Origin of the sequence: Mesorhizobium sp. LjNodule214 (genome assembly GCF_964252735.1) — a bacterium.
GTDB lineage: Bacteria > Pseudomonadota > Alphaproteobacteria > Rhizobiales > Rhizobiaceae > Mesorhizobium.
In genome coordinates, this window is record NZ_CAXUPE020000006.1 from 113,796 (window position 1) to 135,323 (window position 21,528).

At 57.6% G+C, this 21,528-nt stretch carries 20 protein-coding genes and 1 pseudogene; 4 read left to right on the top strand and 17 right to left on the bottom strand.

Annotated features, from left to right (window positions below; translation table 11 throughout):
- Positions 1-383 precede the first annotated feature (383 nt).
- The 3 genes from ACSQ3Z_RS35560 to ACSQ3Z_RS35570 all read right to left on the bottom strand — a co-directional run bounded on the left by ACSQ3Z_RS35560 (position 384) and on the right by ACSQ3Z_RS35570 (position 2,535).
- Positions 384-668 (bottom strand): DUF2285 domain-containing protein, encoded by a 285-nt coding sequence (locus tag ACSQ3Z_RS35560; protein WP_434725449.1) that lies wholly within the window; start codon positions 666-668, stop codon positions 384-386.
- Between the two features lie 130 nt (positions 669-798).
- Positions 799-1,191: a transcriptional regulator domain-containing protein gene (locus ACSQ3Z_RS35565; RefSeq protein ID WP_436175734.1), complete on the bottom strand. Its 393-nt coding sequence runs from the start codon at positions 1,189-1,191 to the stop codon at positions 799-801.
- A gap of 1,113 nt (positions 1,192-2,304) precedes the next feature.
- Positions 2,305-2,535 (bottom strand): helix-turn-helix domain-containing protein, encoded by a 231-nt coding sequence (locus ACSQ3Z_RS35570; protein ID WP_434725447.1) that lies wholly within the window; start codon positions 2,533-2,535, stop codon positions 2,305-2,307.
- A 116-nt stretch (positions 2,536-2,651) separates the two neighbouring features.
- Between ACSQ3Z_RS35570 and ACSQ3Z_RS35575 the strand changes: the two genes are divergently transcribed.
- On the top strand, positions 2,652-2,933 hold the full coding sequence (locus ACSQ3Z_RS35575; protein WP_434725446.1) for a DNA -binding domain-containing protein: 282 nt from the start codon (positions 2,652-2,654) through the stop codon (positions 2,931-2,933).
- A 233-nt stretch (positions 2,934-3,166) separates the two neighbouring features.
- On the opposite strand, the gene ACSQ3Z_RS35580 is transcribed toward ACSQ3Z_RS35575, so the two are convergent.
- On the bottom strand, positions 3,167-3,895 hold the full coding sequence (locus ACSQ3Z_RS35580; RefSeq protein WP_436175735.1) for a LuxR family transcriptional regulator: 729 nt from the start codon (positions 3,893-3,895) through the stop codon (positions 3,167-3,169).
- 1,869 nt (positions 3,896-5,764) lie between these two features.
- Here ACSQ3Z_RS35580 and ACSQ3Z_RS35585 point away from each other — a divergent pair.
- A complete protein-coding gene (locus ACSQ3Z_RS35585) occupies positions 5,765-6,160 on the top strand; it encodes a hypothetical protein (protein WP_436175736.1) in 396 nt (131 codons plus the stop codon).
- A gap of 411 nt (positions 6,161-6,571) precedes the next feature.
- Positions 6,572-9,016 carry a GcvT family protein gene (locus tag ACSQ3Z_RS35590; protein ID WP_436175737.1) on the top strand — a complete coding sequence of 815 codons (2,445 nt, stop codon included), beginning with the start codon at positions 6,572-6,574 and terminating at the stop codon, positions 9,014-9,016.
- Between the two features lie 314 nt (positions 9,017-9,330).
- Here ACSQ3Z_RS35590 and ACSQ3Z_RS35595 read toward each other — a convergent pair whose 3' ends face one another.
- Positions 9,331-10,086 carry a class I SAM-dependent DNA methyltransferase gene (locus ACSQ3Z_RS35595; protein ID WP_436175738.1) on the bottom strand — a complete coding sequence of 252 codons (756 nt, stop codon included), beginning with the start codon at positions 10,084-10,086 and terminating at the stop codon, positions 9,331-9,333.
- A 144-nt stretch (positions 10,087-10,230) separates the two neighbouring features.
- Entirely contained in the window at positions 10,231-10,650 is a 420-nt protein-coding gene (locus ACSQ3Z_RS35600; RefSeq protein WP_436175739.1) for an SET domain-containing protein-lysine N-methyltransferase, read from the bottom strand.
- Between the two features lie 480 nt (positions 10,651-11,130).
- Here ACSQ3Z_RS35600 and ACSQ3Z_RS35605 point away from each other — a divergent pair.
- A pseudogene (locus ACSQ3Z_RS35605) lies at positions 11,131-11,310 on the top strand (transposase); the annotation flags it as partial.
- 638 nt (positions 11,311-11,948) lie between these two features.
- Here the strand turns inward: ACSQ3Z_RS35605 and ACSQ3Z_RS35610 are convergent.
- From ACSQ3Z_RS35610 to ACSQ3Z_RS35660, 11 genes are all read right to left on the bottom strand, one after another.
- Positions 11,949-12,182 carry a helix-turn-helix domain-containing protein gene (locus tag ACSQ3Z_RS35610; protein ID WP_436175740.1) on the bottom strand — a complete coding sequence of 78 codons (234 nt, stop codon included), beginning with the start codon at positions 12,180-12,182 and terminating at the stop codon, positions 11,949-11,951.
- Positions 12,183-12,351: 169 nt separating this feature from the next.
- Complete coding sequence (locus tag ACSQ3Z_RS35615) at positions 12,352-12,513, bottom strand: hypothetical protein (RefSeq protein WP_436175741.1); 162 nt, start codon at positions 12,511-12,513, stop codon at positions 12,352-12,354.
- A 79-nt stretch (positions 12,514-12,592) separates the two neighbouring features.
- Positions 12,593-12,775, bottom strand: a complete 183-nt coding sequence (locus tag ACSQ3Z_RS35620) for a hypothetical protein (RefSeq protein ID WP_436175742.1) — start codon at positions 12,773-12,775, stop codon at positions 12,593-12,595.
- A 455-nt stretch (positions 12,776-13,230) separates the two neighbouring features.
- Positions 13,231-13,323 carry a transcriptional regulator domain-containing protein gene (locus ACSQ3Z_RS35625; protein WP_436175743.1) on the bottom strand — a complete coding sequence of 31 codons (93 nt, stop codon included), beginning with the start codon at positions 13,321-13,323 and terminating at the stop codon, positions 13,231-13,233.
- Positions 13,324-13,379: 56 nt separating this feature from the next.
- On the bottom strand, positions 13,380-14,009 hold the full coding sequence (locus tag ACSQ3Z_RS35630) for an acyl-homoserine-lactone synthase (protein WP_436175744.1): 630 nt from the start codon (positions 14,007-14,009) through the stop codon (positions 13,380-13,382).
- A 90-nt stretch (positions 14,010-14,099) separates the two neighbouring features.
- A complete protein-coding gene (locus tag ACSQ3Z_RS35635) occupies positions 14,100-14,825 on the bottom strand; it encodes a LuxR family transcriptional regulator (RefSeq protein WP_436175745.1) in 726 nt (241 codons plus the stop codon).
- Positions 14,826-15,080: 255 nt separating this feature from the next.
- Positions 15,081-16,487: an aminotransferase gene (locus tag ACSQ3Z_RS35640; protein WP_143976551.1), complete on the bottom strand. Its 1,407-nt coding sequence runs from the start codon at positions 16,485-16,487 to the stop codon at positions 15,081-15,083.
- A gap of 160 nt (positions 16,488-16,647) precedes the next feature.
- The gene (locus tag ACSQ3Z_RS35645; RefSeq protein ID WP_436175746.1) at positions 16,648-17,145 is read right to left on the bottom strand and encodes an Lrp/AsnC family transcriptional regulator; all 498 of its coding nucleotides are present in this window, start codon (positions 17,143-17,145) and stop codon (positions 16,648-16,650) included.
- Between the two features lie 214 nt (positions 17,146-17,359).
- Positions 17,360-18,904: a fumarate hydratase gene (locus tag ACSQ3Z_RS35650; RefSeq protein WP_436175747.1), complete on the bottom strand. Its 1,545-nt coding sequence runs from the start codon at positions 18,902-18,904 to the stop codon at positions 17,360-17,362.
- Positions 18,905-18,910: 6 nt separating this feature from the next.
- Positions 18,911-20,344 (bottom strand): NAD-dependent succinate-semialdehyde dehydrogenase, encoded by a 1,434-nt coding sequence (locus ACSQ3Z_RS35655; RefSeq protein ID WP_436175787.1) that lies wholly within the window; start codon positions 20,342-20,344, stop codon positions 18,911-18,913.
- A 200-nt stretch (positions 20,345-20,544) separates the two neighbouring features.
- A complete protein-coding gene (locus tag ACSQ3Z_RS35660; RefSeq protein WP_436175748.1) occupies positions 20,545-21,471 on the bottom strand; it encodes a LysR family transcriptional regulator in 927 nt (308 codons plus the stop codon).
- Positions 21,472-21,528: the final 57 nt, after the last annotated feature.

Below are 21,528 nucleotides of genomic sequence, written 5' to 3' on the forward strand. Positions count from 1 at the left end.
TTTGAAGTTCTGAACGCAAGTACGTCTGAAAGGGTATGCCCGGCAGGAGACTGAGCTCGCTGCCGGGCCGGGTACGCCTTGGGAGGTGGCGTAAGTCAGCGACTCTCGTGGCGGTGGGACCACTGGTGTTTTTTGCCGAATAGCGTGCATGAACCGTGCCAAGGCCAAAGCGTCAAAAACACCCGAGAGTCACCTCCCTCTACGCTGCGTACTCGACATTGTCGGCTATTGGATAATGCCGAACTTGCCTTTCGATATCGACCGACACCTGAACCAGAGGGCACCCGCAGGGCCATTCGCTGCCATGCCGACCGGGCGAACTGGCGGTGACCGGGTTTAGCTCCGAACTGTTCGCCGGCTGATGCGAAGGCGGACTATCACTCTTAAAGAAGGAAATCTCTGTATGCTCCATTCATTAGCGCGCGGCCACGAGAGACGGCACGGCGAATGCGGTCGCGTAGATGATCGCGAGGATCCCTCCAGTCGGCATGGACGCGCCATTGACCGATCAGAGCTTCGGCGAGCTCGCGATGTGACGCCCCAGCAAGTGACCCATCGAGTGCACGCAGAACGAAAGTCAAACGGGGGCCGCGTTTTTCTGGCGGACACAAGCGGGCAGGCAGGTGTTGACCCAGATTTAGAGCATTGAGGCACTCGAGCCCCCTCATGCGATGCTTCGTGAGGGGCGGGGGACAGATGGCTTCGGTACGGAGGCAGACAGGGTGCAAGATATCGGCGCCAGAGACCGCGAGCTGGAGCGTCTGCTCCGAATCTCGAAGAAGAACATGCTGGCCCTTGTCAGGCGCAAGCAGGACGGTTGCACGGCATCGCAATGCCGAGAGCTCGAATGCCAATGTCGCCGACCATGCAGGCAGCTGTTCTGCAGTGACGGGCAGCACATGAGCGCACCATAGCGGAGACCAGAACACGACCGAATTTCGCCCATAAGACTCGGCGAAACAGGACACCCCAGTGTGAAAGGTCACCGGGCGACGTGACCACGTCGAGAAAGGGCCGGTGGGACAAAGTATTGGCCTGCCGGCGCGCAGCGATCACATCACGCTGGAATGCTGGATTGCGGCGTAAGAACTCCCAGGCCCATTCGCGCGGCGTCAGACCTGTGGTGTAATCGTATGATCTTTCATCGCGCCAAACAGCCTCGCCCGCGCCACTCACGAAAACTGTAGGCATGAGTGTGCTCCCCTGCCCGCCCGCAGGCAGGCCGAAACTTTATGCCACCTGGCAAGGCACCGGCGCTGAGGGCACCAGATCTCGAAGCAGGCATTTCGTCGAAGCGTGTGCCACCGGCACTGTCGACGGCGGAAGGGGCGCGCAATAGCGTTCAGGCCGTCCAACCCGCACAGCGATAGCCACCGCAGCCTGTGCACGCAAACGCAATTGATTTCATTTCCGTGATCGGCTCGTGCATCCCGTCCCAGATTTTCATTGAAGGGGCGGTGGGCGTGGCGGTGGATTGCACGCCGGTTGTGGGCAAGTTGTCGTAACGCCGGCGTTATAAGGTCAGTCATCGGGAGGTCTCCTGGGAAATTTCTCCCATTGGAGGCCAAGTTTCACGCTATGGCAGCCTGTATAGTTGTACAGGTGAGCCGACTGGTCAGTGGACGCAAAACGAACCGCCGAGGCGCGCAATCGTTTGTTTGGTGGTGCTCACGGCGAGCTTTCTTTGCGGGCGGTATGGAGATGGAGCGCGGCTAGGCTTCGCTTCCCCTGCTGCAGCCGATTTCCCAGGCGGACTTGCCCCCGCAATGCCCTTCTCGCGGGCAACCACTGCGGGTCGTCAGCGAAACACTGTCGACTGATGGCGGCATCGCCGAGATACTGCACCTAGCCAAGGCGGCCGGTCTCGTGAACGCTCCTAGTTTGCATTAGAACGACGGCTCGCCTGCAGCCCAAGTTGGGATAGGGAACCGTCCGATGTGTTCGGTCGGACGAGCTTGCTGCGCGATCGACTTCGAAATGCATTAAGGGGACGGAGCAGCGCATGGCTTGAACAACCGTCAGGTCGGGCAAGCGGTGCCCCTTCCCCTTCCTCGAACCTCCGATTCTTCCGCTGGAGGTGTCTAGATCCCCAGGCCCAGCCGGTCTTTGTCGCTCAGTCGTCCGTCACCCATGGGTAGCAACGGGCGTCGTCCTGATGCTGCTGGCACAGCAGGCTGTCGCGGAGAACCATCCACACGCCCCGTGCGTCTCTTCGCTTGCTGGGATACCTGAACTTGCCGAAGAAAAGAGGGCTGGTGGTCCGACGGGAGGCGGTGCGCTCCGCGAGCGCACGGACGCCAGCTATCATCGTAGGCTCAACAGAATCTCGCACGGGTCGGTGTCAAGCACTGCAGTTACGTCGAGGAACTCAATGATATCGAGCCGCCGCTCCCCACCTTCATACTTCGCCACGAAGGATTGCGGCCGGCCAAGCTTCTCGGCTACCTGCGCCTGGGTCATCCCTTTGGCCTTGCGCAGCGATCTCAACTGGACCAGAAACCGCTGGTGGCGGGCAGATCGAAGTGATTTTGGCATGTAGGCGAACCGGTCAGGTAAAGATCGGCTCAGCCATTAATCCCGGTTCCGGATTATCCCGTTTTGGGATATACTGTCTTGAATCCAGCTATCAACATGTGAGGTTCGCAGCAGATATGAATCGATCAACGGGAACAGATGGGGCCCGAAGCTCAACACTGCACGACGATGTCCCCTGGTCAGACAGCATCACGAGCTACGACAGGCAGCATTCCACCATTTACCTGCGCATCCTCGACGCCTGCGCCGACAATGCCAGCATAGAGGAAATGGCCGAACTCATTCTCGGCATCGACCCGGTCCTTGAACCGGTGCGCGCCCGCAAGGCTGTTCGCAGCCATATCGACCGGGCGAACTGGATGGTAACAACGGGCTACAAGGAACTGTTCGGCGGCTGACGCATGGCTGGAACTGTCACGTTTTCAGGCAAGGACCTCACGACAGTCCCCATTCATGAACGCAGGGCCGGAGGGACGCGCACCGAATGCGGTCGCGGAGGTGATCGCCAGGATCTGTCTGGTCGGCGTGGACGCGCTCCCCCGATTAGCACTTCAATGATCCCGCGATGTGAGGGTCCGGCGAGCGATCTGCCGGGACCCCGCAGAACTTCAACGCCGCCGCGCACGTGAAGCTAATCTGTCAGTGAATCGAAAAAAGCCGAACGGGCCAGGCGTCCAATTGCCTGCTTGGTGGTCGTCACCCCAAGCTTCCGGCGAGCGTTGCCCAGATGAAAGGCGGCCGTGCGCTGCGTGATCCCTAGGATGCAGCCGATCTCCCAATCGGACTTGCCTTGTACTGCCCACTGCAGGCACTCGTATTCGCGCGGCGTCAGCAAGACACCATCGATCATTCGATCGGCGGACAGTTTGCGGCGAACGAACATATGAAAACAGGTCGCGATATACGGGAGACCTTCTTCGTGGCGTTCTGCGGCACGAAAAAACACAGCGTTGGGCTTGTCAGCGGCAAAGGTTATCGCAGCAAAATTCCCTCGGCGGTCGATAATCGGGATCGTCATGCCGCAGCAGATGCCAAACTGCGCCGCTTCGTCAAAAACCTGAGCCCCCGCAGCCTCCTCGCCGCTCAGATCGGATCCCCATCGAAACGGGCATCCGCCACTGCGTGCACGCACAATGACCGGATCAACACTCTGATACCGGTTCTCAAGATAACGTTCCGTCCAAGGCGCCGGATAATTCGAGATCAGCGTCGGTTTGCCGTCAGGCCGCGGGGAAAAGGAGAGATAGGCAAAAGTGAGCAGATCGAGCCCAGAGGCGACATCGGCCAGGGCGCCGCGGAGATCAGCCTCATCAACGCTTTCTGAAAGCCGTTCCAAGAATCTCTCGAAGACAGTTTGCATCTCTGCCCTTTTCAGCTCTTTCCCTTGGCTCTCCGGCAACGTTTCATTTGAAGGGTGACGGGGCGGAAGAGGTCCATGACGCTCTTGCGAGAGCATTGCCACAAACTGCGCCAGCGGCGTCAGTGGCCTCAGAATTCGCCAAAGACTGCTTGCATATATCTTTCACCCCGTGTTGACCGGGATGGTATTCCACAACCGGATCTCAAAATTCCCTGCCTCGTTGTAGACGCTGCGAGCCCAACCTGAGGAAATCTCTTGCGAGGTTCGGCCTCCCGCGTGAAGGGCTCCATTCGGTCGAAAGCTCGATACACATTTGACCCTTTAGTTTAGCCGGACGACTCTGAACTTCGATCGTGAAGCTCTCCTGATCTCAAAACCAAAATACAGTCACGTTTTCCACCGACCAAGAAGGCGCAGACTTTATCTTGTCATGATGGAGACTGTACTCAGCGTGGAACAGATCGCGGACGGAACGAGTAGTCCGCGGATTTCATCTGCACGGCGCACTTTTTGACGATCACGACAGTGAACCCTCGTGTAAGCCGAATATATCCCATGCAAAATGAGCGAGTCCATCGCGCCACTGCAAAATGCGGTTCTTGCGAAGTAGACGGCATATCATATGGGGCCCTTCGCAGGTTGCTGCCCTGAGCCAGCTCCTCTCGGCCGCTGAATCCATTACTGCGAGTGTTTCCGGCATAGTGTGCCGAGCGCGTTCCCCTGATCTTTGCAGAAGGCCCGGCCGTTTGAGCCCCGTAGCGCGGTCGTTGCTGTGCCTCTCATCCGTGACTCCGGTTAAATGGCTTTGGCATTAAAATAATTTTGCAGGACCCGCGGGTGACGATGCAATTGCACCGGCTAAGCAGCATTCCTGCGAAAATGACCATATTTTCGCAGCTTCCGGCATACGGAACTTGATCCCTTAGACATCGCGCTTCTTAAGCAAAGACCAGCCGCCTGAGTTCCCTCGTCGAGCTGCAGTGCCCCGAAACAGGCGCCCCAGTCGCCTCGCTGGGAACAGCACGCCAACGGTGACCAATGGAGGGCCTGGCGGAGCGAGCCGCCGCAGCACCTCGCTCCGCTCCATCTCCAACGGTGGTTGAACGGGGACGCACGGAGCAATGCCGCGAGCCATAGCAGCAGGACCGGTCCGGAGCACCAGCGCCCGAAAGCACTCGTCGTAAATGCCGCCGTTTCGTGAACCGTGTGCCATTGACACTGTCAACTACGGTTGCAACAGCGACAGACCCAAAGCCGCGCAACTAGTGTGGTGTGAGCGGGTAAAAGGCATCGTTTCAAAGCACTGTCGACTTCTGCGTTCCAGACTTTCCTGGAGACGCGGTAGTGTGGAGGGTGGATTGCAAGCTGTTCGGCGGCAGTTTGCTCTGACGTCGGGCACACGCACAGCCGATCTTCGTTGTTCAGATCGTTAGTCATTACGGTTAGAGCCGGGTACGTGAAGCATCGCTGGAGCGAAGATGCTGCGCGCCAGCGAAGCTCGCTGTGAGTTTTACTGCTTGAGTTTGCAGGGTGTTCCTGCGGGCTGGCACAGGAAGACCGACCAGGCGATTAAAATTGCACTGTCGTCGGATCTCTGACGGTGTCGGACATGAGACACAAGTCCTGTCAGAGTCACTCGTTGTTCTGAAATGATTTTCTCGGTTGGCATGCCACGTGCTGTCGTTCTGCCAAAGCACCGCCCCGCATGGACCCATCCCATGATCACGCTCGCCGAACATGCTTTCGCCCCCGCTACACTGAGCGTTCCCCCGACGCAAGAATGTGCGTTTGCTCTCCAATCGGCATCGAGTAACGCCGCCACCTCAAACATCGCGAGCTTGGCCTTAGCTAAACAGTATAGGAAACTTCTTGAGCACGAACGTGAATCCGGCAGAAACCCTTTTCTACTCCTTCGCCGAAGAAGGCCTGATTTGGATGAAGTTGCGATGGCGCTCGCGCCCGACCCAGCGCTCGCCACCATCATCAGCAACGAAATGGGGGGAACTTGGCCTTCATTCGCGATCACCAGCGGCATGGAGCAGAACCCGGACTTTCCGCACCGGGGTGATCGCCTCGGTGTCGTGGGCATCCAACGGGACAAGCTTGGTCTTTGCTATAGCCGCGTTTTCACTCAACCTAAGCTGGCGCTTCGAAGTTCCCACGGGCGAAGCGGCAGATCACCGCAGCTTCCAGGCGTCGCGAATTTGTCGAACCGATTCTGGAGCGGTGGGAGCAGTGGGGCTTGCCGACCCGAGCCTCGTCTGACGTTCGAGCGGGGCGGCGCGGGCGGGCTGGCAGCCCGCCAGCGCTGTCATTCACGACCAGAGGCAGTGGCAAGTCGCCACTCCGCGCCGATAATCCGACACATGCACCGCCAAGAGTACCTTGGGTCCTGGCACCGAGCGGCCGCGGTCTAAATGCTGGACTGGCGGCACACCTCGCAGACCACGAAGATATCAAGGATGAACAACGTCGCCCGTCAGCCGACCATGCGGCTCTGGCCGGGCACTCTTCGCGGGAGCGACAAGGGATAGCGATCTGCCTTGTGGTCTCGCGAAGCTCACCATTGATCCGGAGCTTCTGAGAACGCGCTCCCCTGGCTCTAGCGAGGGTGCCGAAAAGAGGTGAACCGGAGCTTACAATGAGAGTCGAATTTTCCGGGTTGAGGTATCTAAAATGAAGCCACTGCCTTCTAAAGCGCGAGCTGTCATAATCGGAGGCGGCGTTTCGGGGTGCTCCGTCGCATATCACTTGGTGAAGCTTGGATGGACGGACGTGATCCTGCTCGAGCGTAGGCAACTTACGTGCGGGACGACCTGGCACGCCGCCGGATTACTCAGCGAGCTTCGCGGGTCTAGCGACATGACAAAATTGACCAAGTACTCGATGCAACTCTACTCGAGCCTGGAGGAAGAGACGGGGATTGCAACCGGACTTCGCCGCGTCGGCTCATTGTCTATCGGGCTTACCCCGGAGCGCAAGCACGAGCTGTACAGGCAACTCTCTCTCGCAGCTGCCTACGGCGTGGAGGCGCGAATGATCTCTGTGCGAGAACTCGAGGGAATGTACCCTCATATCGATGTGTCTGATGTCACTGCAGCGCTTCATTTTCCTAATGACGGACAATGTGATCCGGCCAACGTCGCAATGGCGCTGGCCAAAGGCGCACGTCAGCGCGGCGCCGCAATCTTTGAAGGAGTCAATGTAGCTGGTGTTCAGGTGAGGAATGGCCGGGTACACAGCGTAACCTGGGAGAAGGAGGGCCAGCGAGGGCTGATTGCAACCGAACACGTCGTAAACTGTGCTGGCATGTGGGCACGGGAATTCGGCGCTCGAAGCGACGTCGCGGTTCCATTGCATGCGTGCGAACATTTCTACATAGTTACAGAACCAATAGGTGGATTAACTCGGCTGCCGGTCTTACGTGTTCTTGACGAATATACATACTACAAAGAAGATGCAGGAAGAATTCTTTTCGGGGCGGTCGAACCGAAGGCGAAACCCTGGGGAATGGGCGGCATCCCGGAAAGCTTCTGCTTCGATCAGTTGCCGGAGGACTTTGCGCATTTTGAACCTATTGTGGACATGGCTCTAAAACGAATTCCGATGCTGGCTACAGCCGGTATTCGTACCTTCTTCAATGGGCCAGAAAGCTTCACTCCGGACGACCAATATCACTTGGGTGAATCTCCTAGTGTTAGGGGCTATTGGCTGGCGTGTGGTTACAACAGTACAGGGATGGCTGCCTCAGGAGGTGCGGGCTTAGCGCTGGCGCAGTGGATGAATGACGACGAGCCGCCCTTCGACTTATCGGGCGTAGACATCCGTCGGATAGAGCCCTTTCAGAAGAACCGTTCGTACCTGAGAGAGCGGGTCTCGGAGGTGGTGGGACTCTCGTTTGCCGACCACTTTCCCGCTCGTCAAATGACAACAGCACGCGGCATTCGACGCTCACCAATTCATCAACATCTCAAGGCACGCGGGGCGGTGTTCGGTGAGATGGTGGGCTGGGAGCGAGCCAACTGGTTTGCCAGGGAGGGCCAGGAGCATGAATACCGATACTCCTGGTATCGCCAAAACTGGTTTGATAATCAGCGCGCCGAGCATATGGCGGTTCGTGAGCGAGTTGCTGTTTTCGACTTGACCTCATTCGGAAAAATCCGAGTGGAGGGCCGCGACGCTACCACCTTCCTCCAGCGGCTTTGTTCCAATGATGTCGACGTGCCGGTTGGCCGGATCGTCTATACGCAAATGCTGAACGAGCAAGGGGGGATCGAGAGCGATCTGACCGTCAGTCGTCTCACGGAGACGGCTTTCCTGCTGGTCGTTTCGGCCTCCAGACTACAACCCAATCTCTCTTGGCTTAGGCGGCATCTAGACGACGAGTTCCTCGTTATCACCGATATGTCGGCGTCGGAAAGCACCCTGGCAGTAATGGGACCGAATTCGCGCGAACTGCTCGGCAAGGTAAGTCCTAATGACTTCTCCAACGAGGCCAACCCGTACGGCACCTGGCAGGAGATTGAGATCGGCATGGGTCTGGCGCGGGCTCATAGAGTGACCGGTGTCGGTGAGCTGGGCTGGGAGATCTACATTCCGACTGACCAAGCAGCTCATGTCTTCGAAGCAATCGAGGCGGCGGGCGCCGATGTCGGACTCAAGCTGTGTGGGTTCCATGCCATCGGCTCGTGCCGTATGGAGAAGGCATGTCGGCACCTCCCCGATGATGTTGGAAGCGGGGATCACGTGCTCGAAGCGGGGCTGGGCTTCGCTGTCAATACGGCAAAGCCTGGATATATTGGCCGCGATGCCGTGCTGAGAAAACTCGAGGCGGGACTTGACCGTCGGTTGGTTCAGTTCCGCCTTAAAGATCCTGCCCAGCTAATTCATAAGAACGAAGTCGTTTTCCGAGACGGTCGGATCGCGGGAACAATCACTTCCGGAGACTACGGGCACACGCTCGGTGGAGCCCTCGGCCTTGGCTATGTATCGTGCAAGGACGAAAGCGAGGCGGCCCTGCTCTCCTCTTCGTACGAGATTGAGATCGCCGGCGAGTGCTTTGCCGCGGAAGTCTCGCTCAAACCGATGTATGACCCGAAGGGCGAGCGGATGCGGGCTTGACTTACCAACTGAACCCGCCTGGCATCCACCAACGTATCCTGGTGTCGAAGCGCGCAGCCCGAGTTTAGATTTCTGGACGTCAAATGGGCGTTTGCGGAATTGCAATACCCAGCGGATCCAGGTCGAACGCCGGGGAACGCAGGGATGGGCGTAGTCTCCCGCGAAAATGATGAAACCTGCTGTACAGAATTCTGACAGTCCCGGCGGCTCAACATTGAAGTATCGGACCTAGTCCAGGTCTCGTCGGGCTAAACGGCGGCCAACAAGGTGTTGCGATCAAAAACCGCCGAGCTCTACAAACATCGGATCGACCTTCAGAGGCAGGTCACCGACGACTGTCTGGTTTGCCGGTAGACCGAGACATGACCTTTGGACTCATTCGTGAATGCGCCCCGTGCCCAGTCTCCCCAACGCTCCGCCAGCTCCAGCCCAACGCATTGAGCCATCGTATCGAGCTCCTGGTGATAAACGTACCGAACGCGTTGCGGCAAACGCCTAACCGAGGTGCCGGAAAACCAGAGGATAGTTGAAACCAAGTTCTGCTTTACCGGGTCGTGGATTACCGCATTGACGAAGGTATTCTCATGATCAACGAACGTAGTCGTAGTTTTCTGGCCGCCGACTAAACCGTCCAATGGTGGGACCCGAACTTCTATTGCCACAACCCCGTTGTCTTTCAACACCTCTGCAGCCGCTCGAAGACAAGCTATTTGCTCTTCACGCGTGGAGAGCAGGGTGAATGTGCTATAAACACAATAGACTAGGTCGTACCGTTGTTTTGAACTGAAATGGGCAATGTCTCCCTTCCAGGCTTTGATCAGATCAGTACGCTTAGCGAGAAGTTTTAACATGCTGTCCGAATTGTCGATGCCTTCGACCCTGACCCCACGCTCGCTCAACGGCACCGCCACGCGCCCATTGCCAATACCGAGCTCAAGAGCCACTCCTCCTCTGGAAAGTCGCTCAAGGAAGGCAGCAGTTTCGTCTGCCTCTTCAACTTTTCCTAGTAAGGTAGTATATTGTTCATATGTGGAAGCCACACTCTCGTCATAAGAAAAACTACCAGCCATGCCATTCTCCGCACTGGATGTTATTTTTGGATTATCTGTTGTTTTCTCATTGTTGCCAAAATTACGGCTGTCAATTGGCGTTAGATCTTATTCTGTCGGCCGATTTTATCTATCAGATACGAGTTATCCTATTCTGTAGCGGTATTATTCAACGAACTTGATAGCTTTCGGATAATCGGAAATGTTCGTGTATTTCTGGGTTATTTCCTGATCCTCCTTTATGTCTCTGATTGCTACAAGGCTCGCCCATGCGCCAGACTCCTCGTCAGTCCAAACCGTTTCTGCATTGGGGCTTAAAGAATGATTCACCAAGGACGCAAGTCCAAAAACAACATAACGCCCTATGGGACCATCTTTCTGTTCTTTGTCACCGCGGACAAAGTAATATTGTAGTATTCCTGTCATGTCCACAAGGTTTTTTTGCCGATCGTCAAAACCCCACGTCGGAGACCTCTCAATTAAATCTCCAGTCTTGAACGTGATACCCGCGAATAGCCCGCGGCCTTTTCGGGGAACGTTCTTCACATACAGCGCGTTGCTGCGATCAAAAACCCTATCGACCATCGTGTGTACCTTCTTAATGCGGCCTTGGCGCTGAGCAGCGCATCGAGCGAGGGCTCGACTAGCGGCCTCAGTGTTCTCACCCCAAACCCCTGCCTCCCGGAGCTATCATGAGGCCCGGGCCAAAGCGAAATATCGACGCTGTGCCTCCATACCCCTGACAAGGCATCCCTGCGGCTAGGTGCACATTGTTGGGATCGAGAATGCGCTTCTTAAAAGAACTAGATTCTAGAGCTCGTTCCACAACTAGTTCACCGTGAGCAAACATACCTCTTCCTCAACGGCGGCATACCTACCAATATGCGTGGTTGACGGTGGCTGCAAACCTCGGCCACGTTCTTGTCAATTGACCCGGTTCGTAGTGCTGTTCAAAGCTTGGACACCCCACTCGAATGGGGACTGATCGGTGACCGCATCAAAAGCGAGCTTTGATACGACTCCGCAGGATGTGCCAGCAGCATCCGGCCCGAAGAGCGATTACCCCAGGCGGTCCGCGACCTCGATCTCCACGAGAATGTGCTGCGCAAATGGGTGCGCGAGCTATTGGCCGATCCGCAGCATGCGTTTCCCGGTCAGGGGCAGATGAAGCCTGAGCAGCTCGAGATTGATCGGCTGCGCAGGGAAGTCGCGAAGCTGAAGGCGGAGCGCGACATCCTAAAAAAGGTCACCGCGACACCCCTTCACCAGCCTCACTGCCTCAAGCCTGAACCTCGCGGCTGAACTTCCTTCGCTGCATTTCCACTCTCTCCAGTTCCTTAAACACCTTATCTCGGTGTCCACGAAACCGGCAGCGGGCCACCGCGCTCAAGTTCGGCATGATGCGCTTTGATCTGGTGAGGCAAGCGCCTGAGTGTCCGACCTTGGCCGCCCCAGCCCGTCGATTGCCGGAACACTGTTGTTTGCACGCATTGTCTGGTCCTCCGCTCGGCAGTTGCGCCCTCCTCCCGGAACTGGAAGCGGGGTCGGCAAAAGCGACCGAAAAGGTCCGCCCTCGACGGCGGACCGCATCCCAACGACCGGGACGAAGATGAGGACCCGCAGCTGTCACGCAGTTATCAGAGCGGCGGTTACGTCACGCATGTGATTGGAAGGGTAGTTTCAGCCGGACTGGACGCGCTCCATTCGCCGAAGAGCGCGTCTCGATGGCCGAATGCTTCCAGCGAGTCATCCGAGCGCAACAAGAATGTCAGTCTGGCGCGGCGTTCTTTGTCAGGTCGGGCCGGATGTTCGAGACCGCCCGAGCGCGCCAGAAGAGCTCGGTCAATGAGCACTCCGCGCGCGTTAAGGCACGCGGCCGCTTACTATGACCGGAGCCTGGCCAGAATTTCGCACGGATCAACGCTAAGCGCCGCGCTTACGTCGAGAAACTCAATGACATCGAGACGCCTCTCTCCTCCTTCGTACTTGGCCACGAAAGATTGCGGCCGGCCAATTTTCTCGGCCACCTGCTCTTGGGTCAGGCCTTTTGCATTGCGCAGCGATATCAGTTGCGCCAGGAATCGCTGATGACGTGGAGACCGAAGTGATTTGGGCATTAGAGGGAACCGGTCAGGTAAAAACCGGCTCAGCGACTAATCTCGGTTTCGGATTATCCCATTTTGGGATATGTTGCGTGGATAGCGCTTAACTGGTGAGGTGCGCTGCAGCCATGAATCGAACAACGGGAACAGGTAAGACGCGAAGCTCAGCGACGTTGTCCACTGGTCAGACACCATCACGAGCTACGACAGGCAACATCGCAGCATTTACCTGCTCATCCTCGACGCCTGCGCCGACAATGTCGGCGTGGAAGAAATGGCCAATCTCATTCTCGGCATCGACCCGATCGTCGAACCGGTGCGCGCCCGCAAGGTAGTCCGCAGCCATATTAACCGTGCGAACTGGATGGTGACGACCGGTTGCAAGCAACTGTCCGCCGAACGAACTGCAACACGGGTCGCGACGCCTATTCTGAGCAGAAAGTCCGGTACCCGCCATTCATCAGCGCGACGCCACGAGCGAATGCGATCGCGCAGATGGTCGCCAGATCTTTCCAGTCGGTCTGATCGCGCCCTTCGCGAATCAGCGCCTCAGCGATTTCGCGGTGGGGATGCTCCAGCGAGCCGAGGGCGCGAAGAACGAACCTCAATCAGGCTGCGCGTCTTTCGCGCCGAAATAAGCGAGCGGGTAGCTCTCCGTCGATACAAACGGCATTTAGGCATTCGAGGTGCTTCTGAGTCCCGTTGGCCAGATCGCCTCAGCACGAAGGCAAGCTGGCTGAAGAATATCCGCTCCAGAAACTCAAGCTGGATGGTGCGCCCCGCAGTGCGAAGATGGACGTGCTGATTCTCGTCGGGCCAACCAGCACTGTCGTTCGACATGACAATGACGTCAGATGGAACGGCGACGCGGCTGGCGATGCAGAAGACCATTCCGAGACGACCGTAATACATTTGCGCACTGGCGCGGACCAGAGCACGACCGCGCTACGTGCGTACGGTGCGAAACAAAACACCCCAGCGCGAAAGATCCCCGGCCGAAGCGGTCACGTCGATAGAGGCTTCGCGCGACAGCGTAATTGTCTGCTGGAGGGCAGAGACCAGATCACCCGAAATGCGGATTGCGACGCAAGAACTCCCAGGCCCAGCCATTTAATGCAAGTGAGCGGTGCAGGCATAGGAGCAGCGATCTTACCATTCATGATGATCGTCATCTGGCGCGACAAATATGGCATGCCTCTGCTCCCGGCGTGATCATGCCACCCTGCGAAGTACCGGCGCCCATAACACCGGACCGGCAATCCCACCGTTTTGCCGAACCGCCTGGAGCATCTTTTCCGACACTTCCAAATAGCCGGCCAAGGCGCGGGAGGCGCCAATCGTGTGCGGCTCTCCAATGCGCTCCAACGGCCAGCCGGAGCGGCGAAGGATGCGTTCCATGCGCAAATCGGTGACCGTTACAATGTGGCTGAGCTGGTGTGAGAGGCCCAACTCTATCATGGCGGCGAAGAGTTCGTAGGTAGCGATCGCAATGCCGCCCGCTCCCTTCAGTGCCGACGAGGCAATGTCAAGCGCGAAGCGGCTGCTTTCCCAGATGCGTGGATGCTCGGGTGCCCTCTTTCCGTCTAATAGCATGGGGAAGGTATCGTGAAGCATCGTCGGGCCAGTCGAGGGCAAAAGGCGCACGCAACCATCTACCCGCCACTCGAAACCCCGCCGCAACAGATAGTGCGGTCTCAATGCGTCAAATGAGTCGATTTCGTAGCCACCGCCTCTTACCTGCCAGTCGAGCCTTTCTTTGAAGACACGGTAGCGGAGGCGATGCATGGCATGGAGATCATCGGCAAAGTCCTCATAGCAGTCTGGTGCAATCAGTTGGATCATGGAAGCCTCCTCTTCGGGGAAATCTCCCCGTCATTGGAGACAAAGCTTCACGCTATGGCAGCCTATATAGTTGCGGAGGTATAGCCAGATTTAGGAACGCGAAGAATTTGAGGCCGCGAGACGGGCAACTGCCTGTCTGGTCGTGCTAACGTCAAGTTTCCTGCGGACGTTCGCCAGATGAAACGCTATCGTATGCCGCGTGATTCCCAGGATACAGCCGATATCCCGATTGGATTTGCCCTTCTCGGCCCATTGCAGACACTCGTATTCTCGCGCCGTCAGTAAGACGCCATCCACCAGTCGATCAGCCGAAAGCTTCTGACGCACGAACATATGAAAACAGGTCGCGACGTAAGGGAGACCGTGTTCATAGCGTTCTGCGGCGCGGATAAATGAAGCATCACGCTTGTCAGCGGCAAAGGTCATCGCCGCGAAATTGCCTCGAAGATCGACAATCGGGATCGTCAAACCAGAGCAGATGCCGAACTGCGCCGCTTCGTCGAAGAGCCTACGCTGAGCTGCTGATGGCTCAACACCGGGTAGCGAAGAGCCCCATCGGAAGGGGGATCCGCCGCCCCGGGCGCGCACGATCACGGGATCAATGCTCTGGTACTGGTGCTCAAGATAGCGCGCTGTCCAGCACGTCGGATAGTTGGAGATCAGCGTGGGCTTGTCACCTTGCCGCGGCGGGAGCGAGAGATAGGCGAAGGCGAGCAGGTCGAGTTGTGAGCTCAAATAGGCCAGGGCCCTGCGGAAGTCGACCTCATCGACGCCTTCTGAAAGCTGTTCCAAAAATCTTTCGAAGACAGATTGCATGTCTGCCCTTATCAGTAACTTGCCTGGGTTTTCGGCAACTTGCCTGCAGGTGGCAGCAAGTCCAGATGCTCGGCATCATAGTGGCTTCATAGGGATCATTATCGTAGTTCCCAAACAATACATTTGACCGATGCGGCGGACCTGCAACGCCTCAAAAATGGGCCCTGCCAGCGGGGAGGTGCGCCGGCAGGGCTCGCGGCGCAACATCCGCGGTCAAATGGGAGGACCGGACAAAAGTCGTTTCACTCGCAAAGATTAAACCGCGCCTTCGGCCTTCAAGGCGCGGTACGTCGTGTCAACAGACTTTGCCGTCGCATCGACGATGATCTCGACTTCGTCCCGGGTGATGATCAGTGGCGGGGCAAAGCCGAGAGTATCGCTGTGCGGCATGGCCCGGCCGATGACACCGTTCTCAAGCAGGGCAGCGGCGGCCCGCACGCCTACCTGCAGCTCGGGCTCAAAAGGTATGCGGGCTTTGGGATCCCGCATCAGCTCCACGCCGGACAGGATTCCAACGCCGCGAACTTCGCCGACAATGGGATGTCCCTCCAGTTCCGCCTTCATGCGGGAAAGCCAATAGGGGCCAATATCCTGGACATGCTCCAGGATATTTCTTTCCTTGAGGACGTGAATGTTGGCAAGTGCGGCTGCCGCGCAAAGGGTATGTCCCGAATATGTCCAGCCATGGCCGAGAGCCCCATGCTTCTCTGTCCCTTCTTCCAGGACCGACCAGACGCGGTCGCCGATAATTGATCCGGAGATGGGGAGGTAAGCGGAACTGACGCCTTTGGCGATCGTGACGAAATCCGGGCGCATTCCATAAAGGTGGGAGCCGAATTTCGCACCGGTGCGTGCGAAACCGCAAACCACCTCATCAGCGATCAAAAGGATATCGTACTTGTCCAGCACCTCTTGAATGGCCGTCCAGTACCCCCGGGGGGGCGGAACGATGCCTCCGGTCCCAAGTGCCGGTTCTCCGATAAAGGCTGCAACTGTTTCTGGACCCTCGGCAATAATGAGCGCTTCAAGTTCGTAGGCGCAACGTTTCGAGAAGGCTTCTTCGGATTCGCCCTGATGCGCTTGGCGATAGTAATGTGGGGTCGTCGTGTGGCGCACTAGGTTCAAAGGCAGGTCGAAGAACTTATGAAAGAACGGAAGACCTGTGAGGCTTCCAGTGACTAGGCCGGAACCGTGATAACCGCGATGTCGCGAAATGATCTTCTTCTTTTCAGGGCGACCGAGAATGTTGTTATAGTACCAGACGAGCTTGATGTTGGTCTCGTTGGCATCGGAACCGGACAGGCCAAAATAAACTCTTTGCATGTTTTGCCCGAAATATTCGACCACGGCCTCCGCCAAGCGGGCAACGGGCTCTGTGCCTTGGCTGGCATAGACATGAGCGAACGGTAGGTCGTGCGCTTGCTTCGCAATGGCGTCAGCGATCTCCGTGCATCCGTATCCCATGTTGACGCAGTAGAGGCCACCGAAACCGTCGAGGCTCTTTCGGCCTTCGGTATCCCAGATGTAGACGCCTTCCGCTCCTGCCATGATCCGGTTTGGCGTCTCGCCGCGGCTGTGTTTTGCCAAATGCGTGGACGGATGAAAGACGTAGCTCCGATCCTTTTCCTGGACTTGCTTGGTTCCCAGATTGGTCAGGCTCATTGTCGCTCTCCCGTTGATCGCCCGGCGGAAACACTCCGTCCCGCTCGTCAAAGGCTGACTATACCGACGGTCCCACTTCACGTTCCACGGCAATGTACGTCCGTGGCCGATGAATCCACGGAAGTTGCTTCAAACTCCGTCGAAAACACGGACTCGGAACTCACCGTTGTCTCGGCGCGGACAATGGAATGGGCGAATTGGATTTTACGGATTTCGTCACGATAAGGCTGTAATATTGGTCGATCCCGAGTCCAACCTGCAGCAAACCCTCCATGAATTCCTGGTAGGCAGCCATAGAAGGAGCTGCAACGCGCATTAGGTAATCGACCCGGCCCCCGATCGCCCAGCAGTCCAAGATTTCGGAGATGCCTTGAATTGCCGCCTCAAAGTGTCGCTGATCTTCGAGGCGATGACGATCCAGCACGACCTCCACCATCACGAAAATCACACCCCCGGTGAGGGATGGACTCAGCCGCGCGCAATAGCCTTCGATAATCCCTGCTGTTTCGAGTATGCGGAGCCGCTCCGAGCAAGCCGACGCGGAGAGGTGAACGCGTTTCGCCAGTTCGCTCTTTGATATCCGACCGTCTGTCTGAAGCTCCGCGAGGATCCGAAGGTCCCATGCGTCCAGGCGAACCGTGTTGAGTTTCGACTTCATGACATTGCCGGGCTGAACTTTACGTTAGTCTGCCTTGGGTCTGCGCCACGCTCCATGGTCCGGTCCCGCCAGCCCAGCGTTGCGTTCCTCGCAGGCGGTGCTGGCGGAGGCATAAGACCATGCGCACAGCTTGCCCAAAACAAAAACAAAGCTTCTCACTGCCTTTCATAGTCTGTGTGTAAACAAGGCATTGCAGGCTGGCCAACTGGAATTATTAGACTCCAATGTTGCGCGCAATCGTATCGGCAGCCATGCGCTTACGCCACTCGAGTGGCCCGGAATTGTGAATAGAGTTTCCTGCAACATCGACTGCCATGATAACCGGCATGTCCTGCACCTCGAATTCATGGATGGCTTCCATGCCCAGGTCTTCAAAGGCCACGATCCGCGCGGTCTTGATCGATTTTGAAATCAGGTACGCAGCGCCACCCACTGCGATGAGATAGGGCGTCTTGTGTCTGACAATCGACTCGATGGCTGCCGGGCTCCTCTCCGCTTTGCCGATCATCGCAAATAGCCCCGTCACGGCGAGCATTTTTTCAGTAAAACTGTCCATCCGGCTGGAGGTTGTTGGGCCAGCCGGCCCGACGACCTCGTCCCTCACCGCTCGGACAGGTCCGACATAGTAGATCACGCGTCCTCGCAGATCGACGGGAAGCGTTTCGCCGGCATCGATCAAATCGACCATTCGCTTGTGAGCGGCGTCACGGCCCGTCAGCATCTTTCCGGACAGAAGGAGGGTTTCCCCGCAGCGCCATGATGCTGTCTTCTCCTTTGTGAGCGCATTGAGGTTAACCCGCCGGACGTCGGCAGTGTGCAAGTCTTCATTTCCGATCTGTGGCCATTCAGAAAGGTCGGGCGGTTGGAGTTGGACCGGCCCTGTGCCGTCCAATGTAAACGTCAGGTGCCGGTTGGCGGCGCATTGCGGAATGAGGGCGACTGGCTTGGACGCGGCGTGGGTAGGATAGGTTGCAACCTTGACGTCCACGACTGTTGTCAGGCCACCTAGGCCTTGGGCGCCGATGCCTAGCCCATTGATTCGCTCATAAAGCTCAATCCGCAGTGTCTCCTCCGCGCTTGACGGCCCCCTGGCGGTCAGTTCCGACATGTCAATAGGTTCGTTCATGGCCTCCTTGGCCAGCAGCATAGCCTTTTCAGCGCTGCCACCGATGCCAACCGAGATCAGGCCAGGTGGGCACCATCCGCTGCCAAGGGTCGAAACCGTGTCGACCACCCAGTCGGCAACCGACGCGGTAGGGTTAAGGGTGGTGAAACGCGCTTTGTTTTCGGACCCGCCCCCTTTTGCTGCTATGGTGATTTCAATCTGGTTACCAGGCACGAGTTCCACGTGGACGACTGCCGGTGTGTTGTCACGCGTGTTCAATCGTCGGCCAAGCGGATCCGAGACGATCGACGGTCGAAGGGGATTGTCGGGGTCAAGATATGCTTGGCGAACGCCCCTATTCACGAGGTCGGCGAAACTCGCCGCTGATTTAATGCGGACCCCCATGCCGACCTTTGCAAAGACCACCACAAGACCGGTGTCCTGGCAGATCGGGCGCCGTCCGAAGCCCGCCATGCGCGAGTTCAGCAAAATCTGCCCGATAGCATTCTTCGCCGACGGGCTTTGTTCGCGCGCATACGCCTGCGAAAGAGACCGGACATAATCTGGAGGATGGTAGTATGAGATATACTGAAGAGCGTCGGCGACGCTCCTTGAGATGTCCGTGCCGGCGATGATCCGCGATCTATTTCCCACCGGATCTCATCCAAATGAGCCGAGGCCGTTGACCATTTTCAGGCTTTGGAAGCTCCGCACCCCCTGCTCACCCCCTTCGTATCCATAGCCGCTCTGCTTAATGCCTCCATACGGCGCATCTGCCGAAACCCCTTTCAGGTAATTCACACTGACCGCGCCCGCCGAAAGACCATCGATCAGCGCCCGTTTCGCATTAGGGGCGGCGGTGAAGAAGTAGGCGGCCAAGCCATACTCAGTGGCGTTGGCTTCTTCGATCGCCTCCTCGATCGTGTCGAACGGCGCCACGGTGAGGATCGGTCCGAACGGCTCGTCATGAAGCACTTTCGCATCTTTTGGCACCCCTGTCAGGATGGTTGGCGGCCAGTAAAAACCGGGCTGGTCCAGGCGGGTGCCGCCAGTCTCGATGTGGGCGCCGCGATCGACCGCATCCTGGACAAGACGCTGCATGGCCTCAATTCGCCGCGCGTTCGCCATTGGGCCCATCTCGGTCACAGGGTCATCCGGTGGACCGATTTTGATCTTGCGGGCGGCTTCCGTCATTCGGGATAGGAACTCCTGATAGAGTGTCCGCGCAACCAGAATTCTGCTCGGCGCGTTGCAGCTCTGGCCCGCGCACTCGAACTTGTATTCCGCTATTGCCGGGACGGCTTCTGCAAGGTCCGCATCCTCGCAGACAACGACTGGCGAGTGTCCACCGAGCTCAAGTACGCAGCGCTGCAAATTATTCGCCGCGAGCGAGGCCAGCTGTTTTCCAACTGCCGTGGAGCCCGTGAAAGTCAAGACCTTCACGATTGGGGAACTGAGGAGATGCCGCGAAATATGCACCGGTACACCGAAGACGAGATTGACTACGCCATCCGGGATACCCGCTTGGCGCAAGGCTTCGACGATATTAACGGCGGCGCTTGGCGTCTCTTCCGCAGCTTTCAGAATCACAGGACAGCCTGCTGCCAGCGCAGGGGCGAGCTTGCGGGCGATGAGTACGGCGGGATAGTTCCAAGGCGTGAAGGCAGCAACGACACCGAGGGGCTCTGGGACGATCATCCTGTTCGGGCCCAATGGAATCGGGGCCGAAAGCTGTTCGGCGTGGGTGCCGTTCCACTCCAGCGTTTCGACAGCGCGCGCGTACTCACCTGTGGCCTCGGCAATCGTCTTTCCCTGTTCAGCCGACAAATCCTTCGCTGCGCCGCCTGCCTTGGCGGCAAGAAACCTGGCGGCTGCTACGAGGATCTCGCCGCGCTCTTTTACAGGCCGTGAGGACCAAGCCTTGCGGCTGCGCTCTGCCGAAGCGAGGGCCTCGTCCAGATCCGACACCGTCGCCGAGGCCACCGAGCCAAATACCTTCTCCGTCGCCGGGTTAATAACGGGCAACGTGGCTCTGTTACCAGCGGCTCGCCATTTACCATCGATAAAGAGCTCATAGCTCGTGGCGTGGGACATAACGTGCTCCGCTTGACTAAATTCAGTGCGATACCAGCCGATATTCCGACCATGGGCTGGCTTCCCTGCAGTTTCATCGCGATGGTCCCGCCCGGTCAAATATGGAATGTCGACCAAGACCATCTCGAAGACAGATTGATAGAGCTCAGGCAACCGCGAGCGCGGCGATAGCGCTGGAAGAGCTTGGTTTGAAGAATGGGCTAAGCCCGGTCGGGAGCCGTGGCTGACCAGTGTCCGCTCTCGATCAATGTCCTGACGACCTTGGGAATCAAATTGCGGACGGCAGAGACGGCTGGAGAGCGCTCATCTTTCGGGTTAACGGCAAGGACAACGGACCGGGTGATCACCGGATCAATGATCTTCACCGTCCGGACGCGGCCTTGAGACGCCTCTTTCTGAATGGCCGACGGCGTAAGGATAGAATACGCCTTTCCTTCCATAACCATATTGATGATCGTAGATAGGGAGTCGACTTCAAATCTTACGTCGAGGACACAACCGTGTTGCGCAACGACATCAGCCACCGAACGCCTGACATTGTTATTGCGCATCGGAACCGCCAGGGGAAAGGCGTGCAAGTCGACGAGCGGGATCGAATCTTCAAAAGGCGGTTCACCCGGCGGCACTACCAGGTAAAACTCTTCGCGGGCGAGCACCGTCATTTGCCCCACGCTCTCGGCAGTGCGATACAGGACTGCCAGGTTGAAGCGGCCAGCAGCCATCCATTCCTCCAGCGGTCCCGTCATGCCCTCGATCATCTTAAGCGAAATCCTTGGCAGTTCGCTTCTTACAGATTCAAGCAGGGGACCACTAAGCACGCGAGCGGCGCCGGATGGAATGCCAATAGTCACTTCTCCGGAAGGAGCAGCCACCGTGTTGGTCAGTTCCGCTTCAGTGAGCTGAATTTCTCTTAGGATGATCCGGGCGCGCTCAAGCAGCCTGTCGCCGGACGCCGTGACACTGACACCGGTCCTATCGCGAACGAGCAGCTGGGTGCCGAATCCTTCCTCCAGTTGCCGCACATGCAGGCTTAGAGCGCTTTGAGCAACGTGAAGGAGCGCAGCGGCCTTCGTAAAACTGCCGGCTTCCACGACGCCGACAAAGTATTTTAACTGCCTGATATCCACGGTTTAACCCAACTGAGGCATTTTCCCAGTCTCTTCGTATTATCTCGAAACGAGATG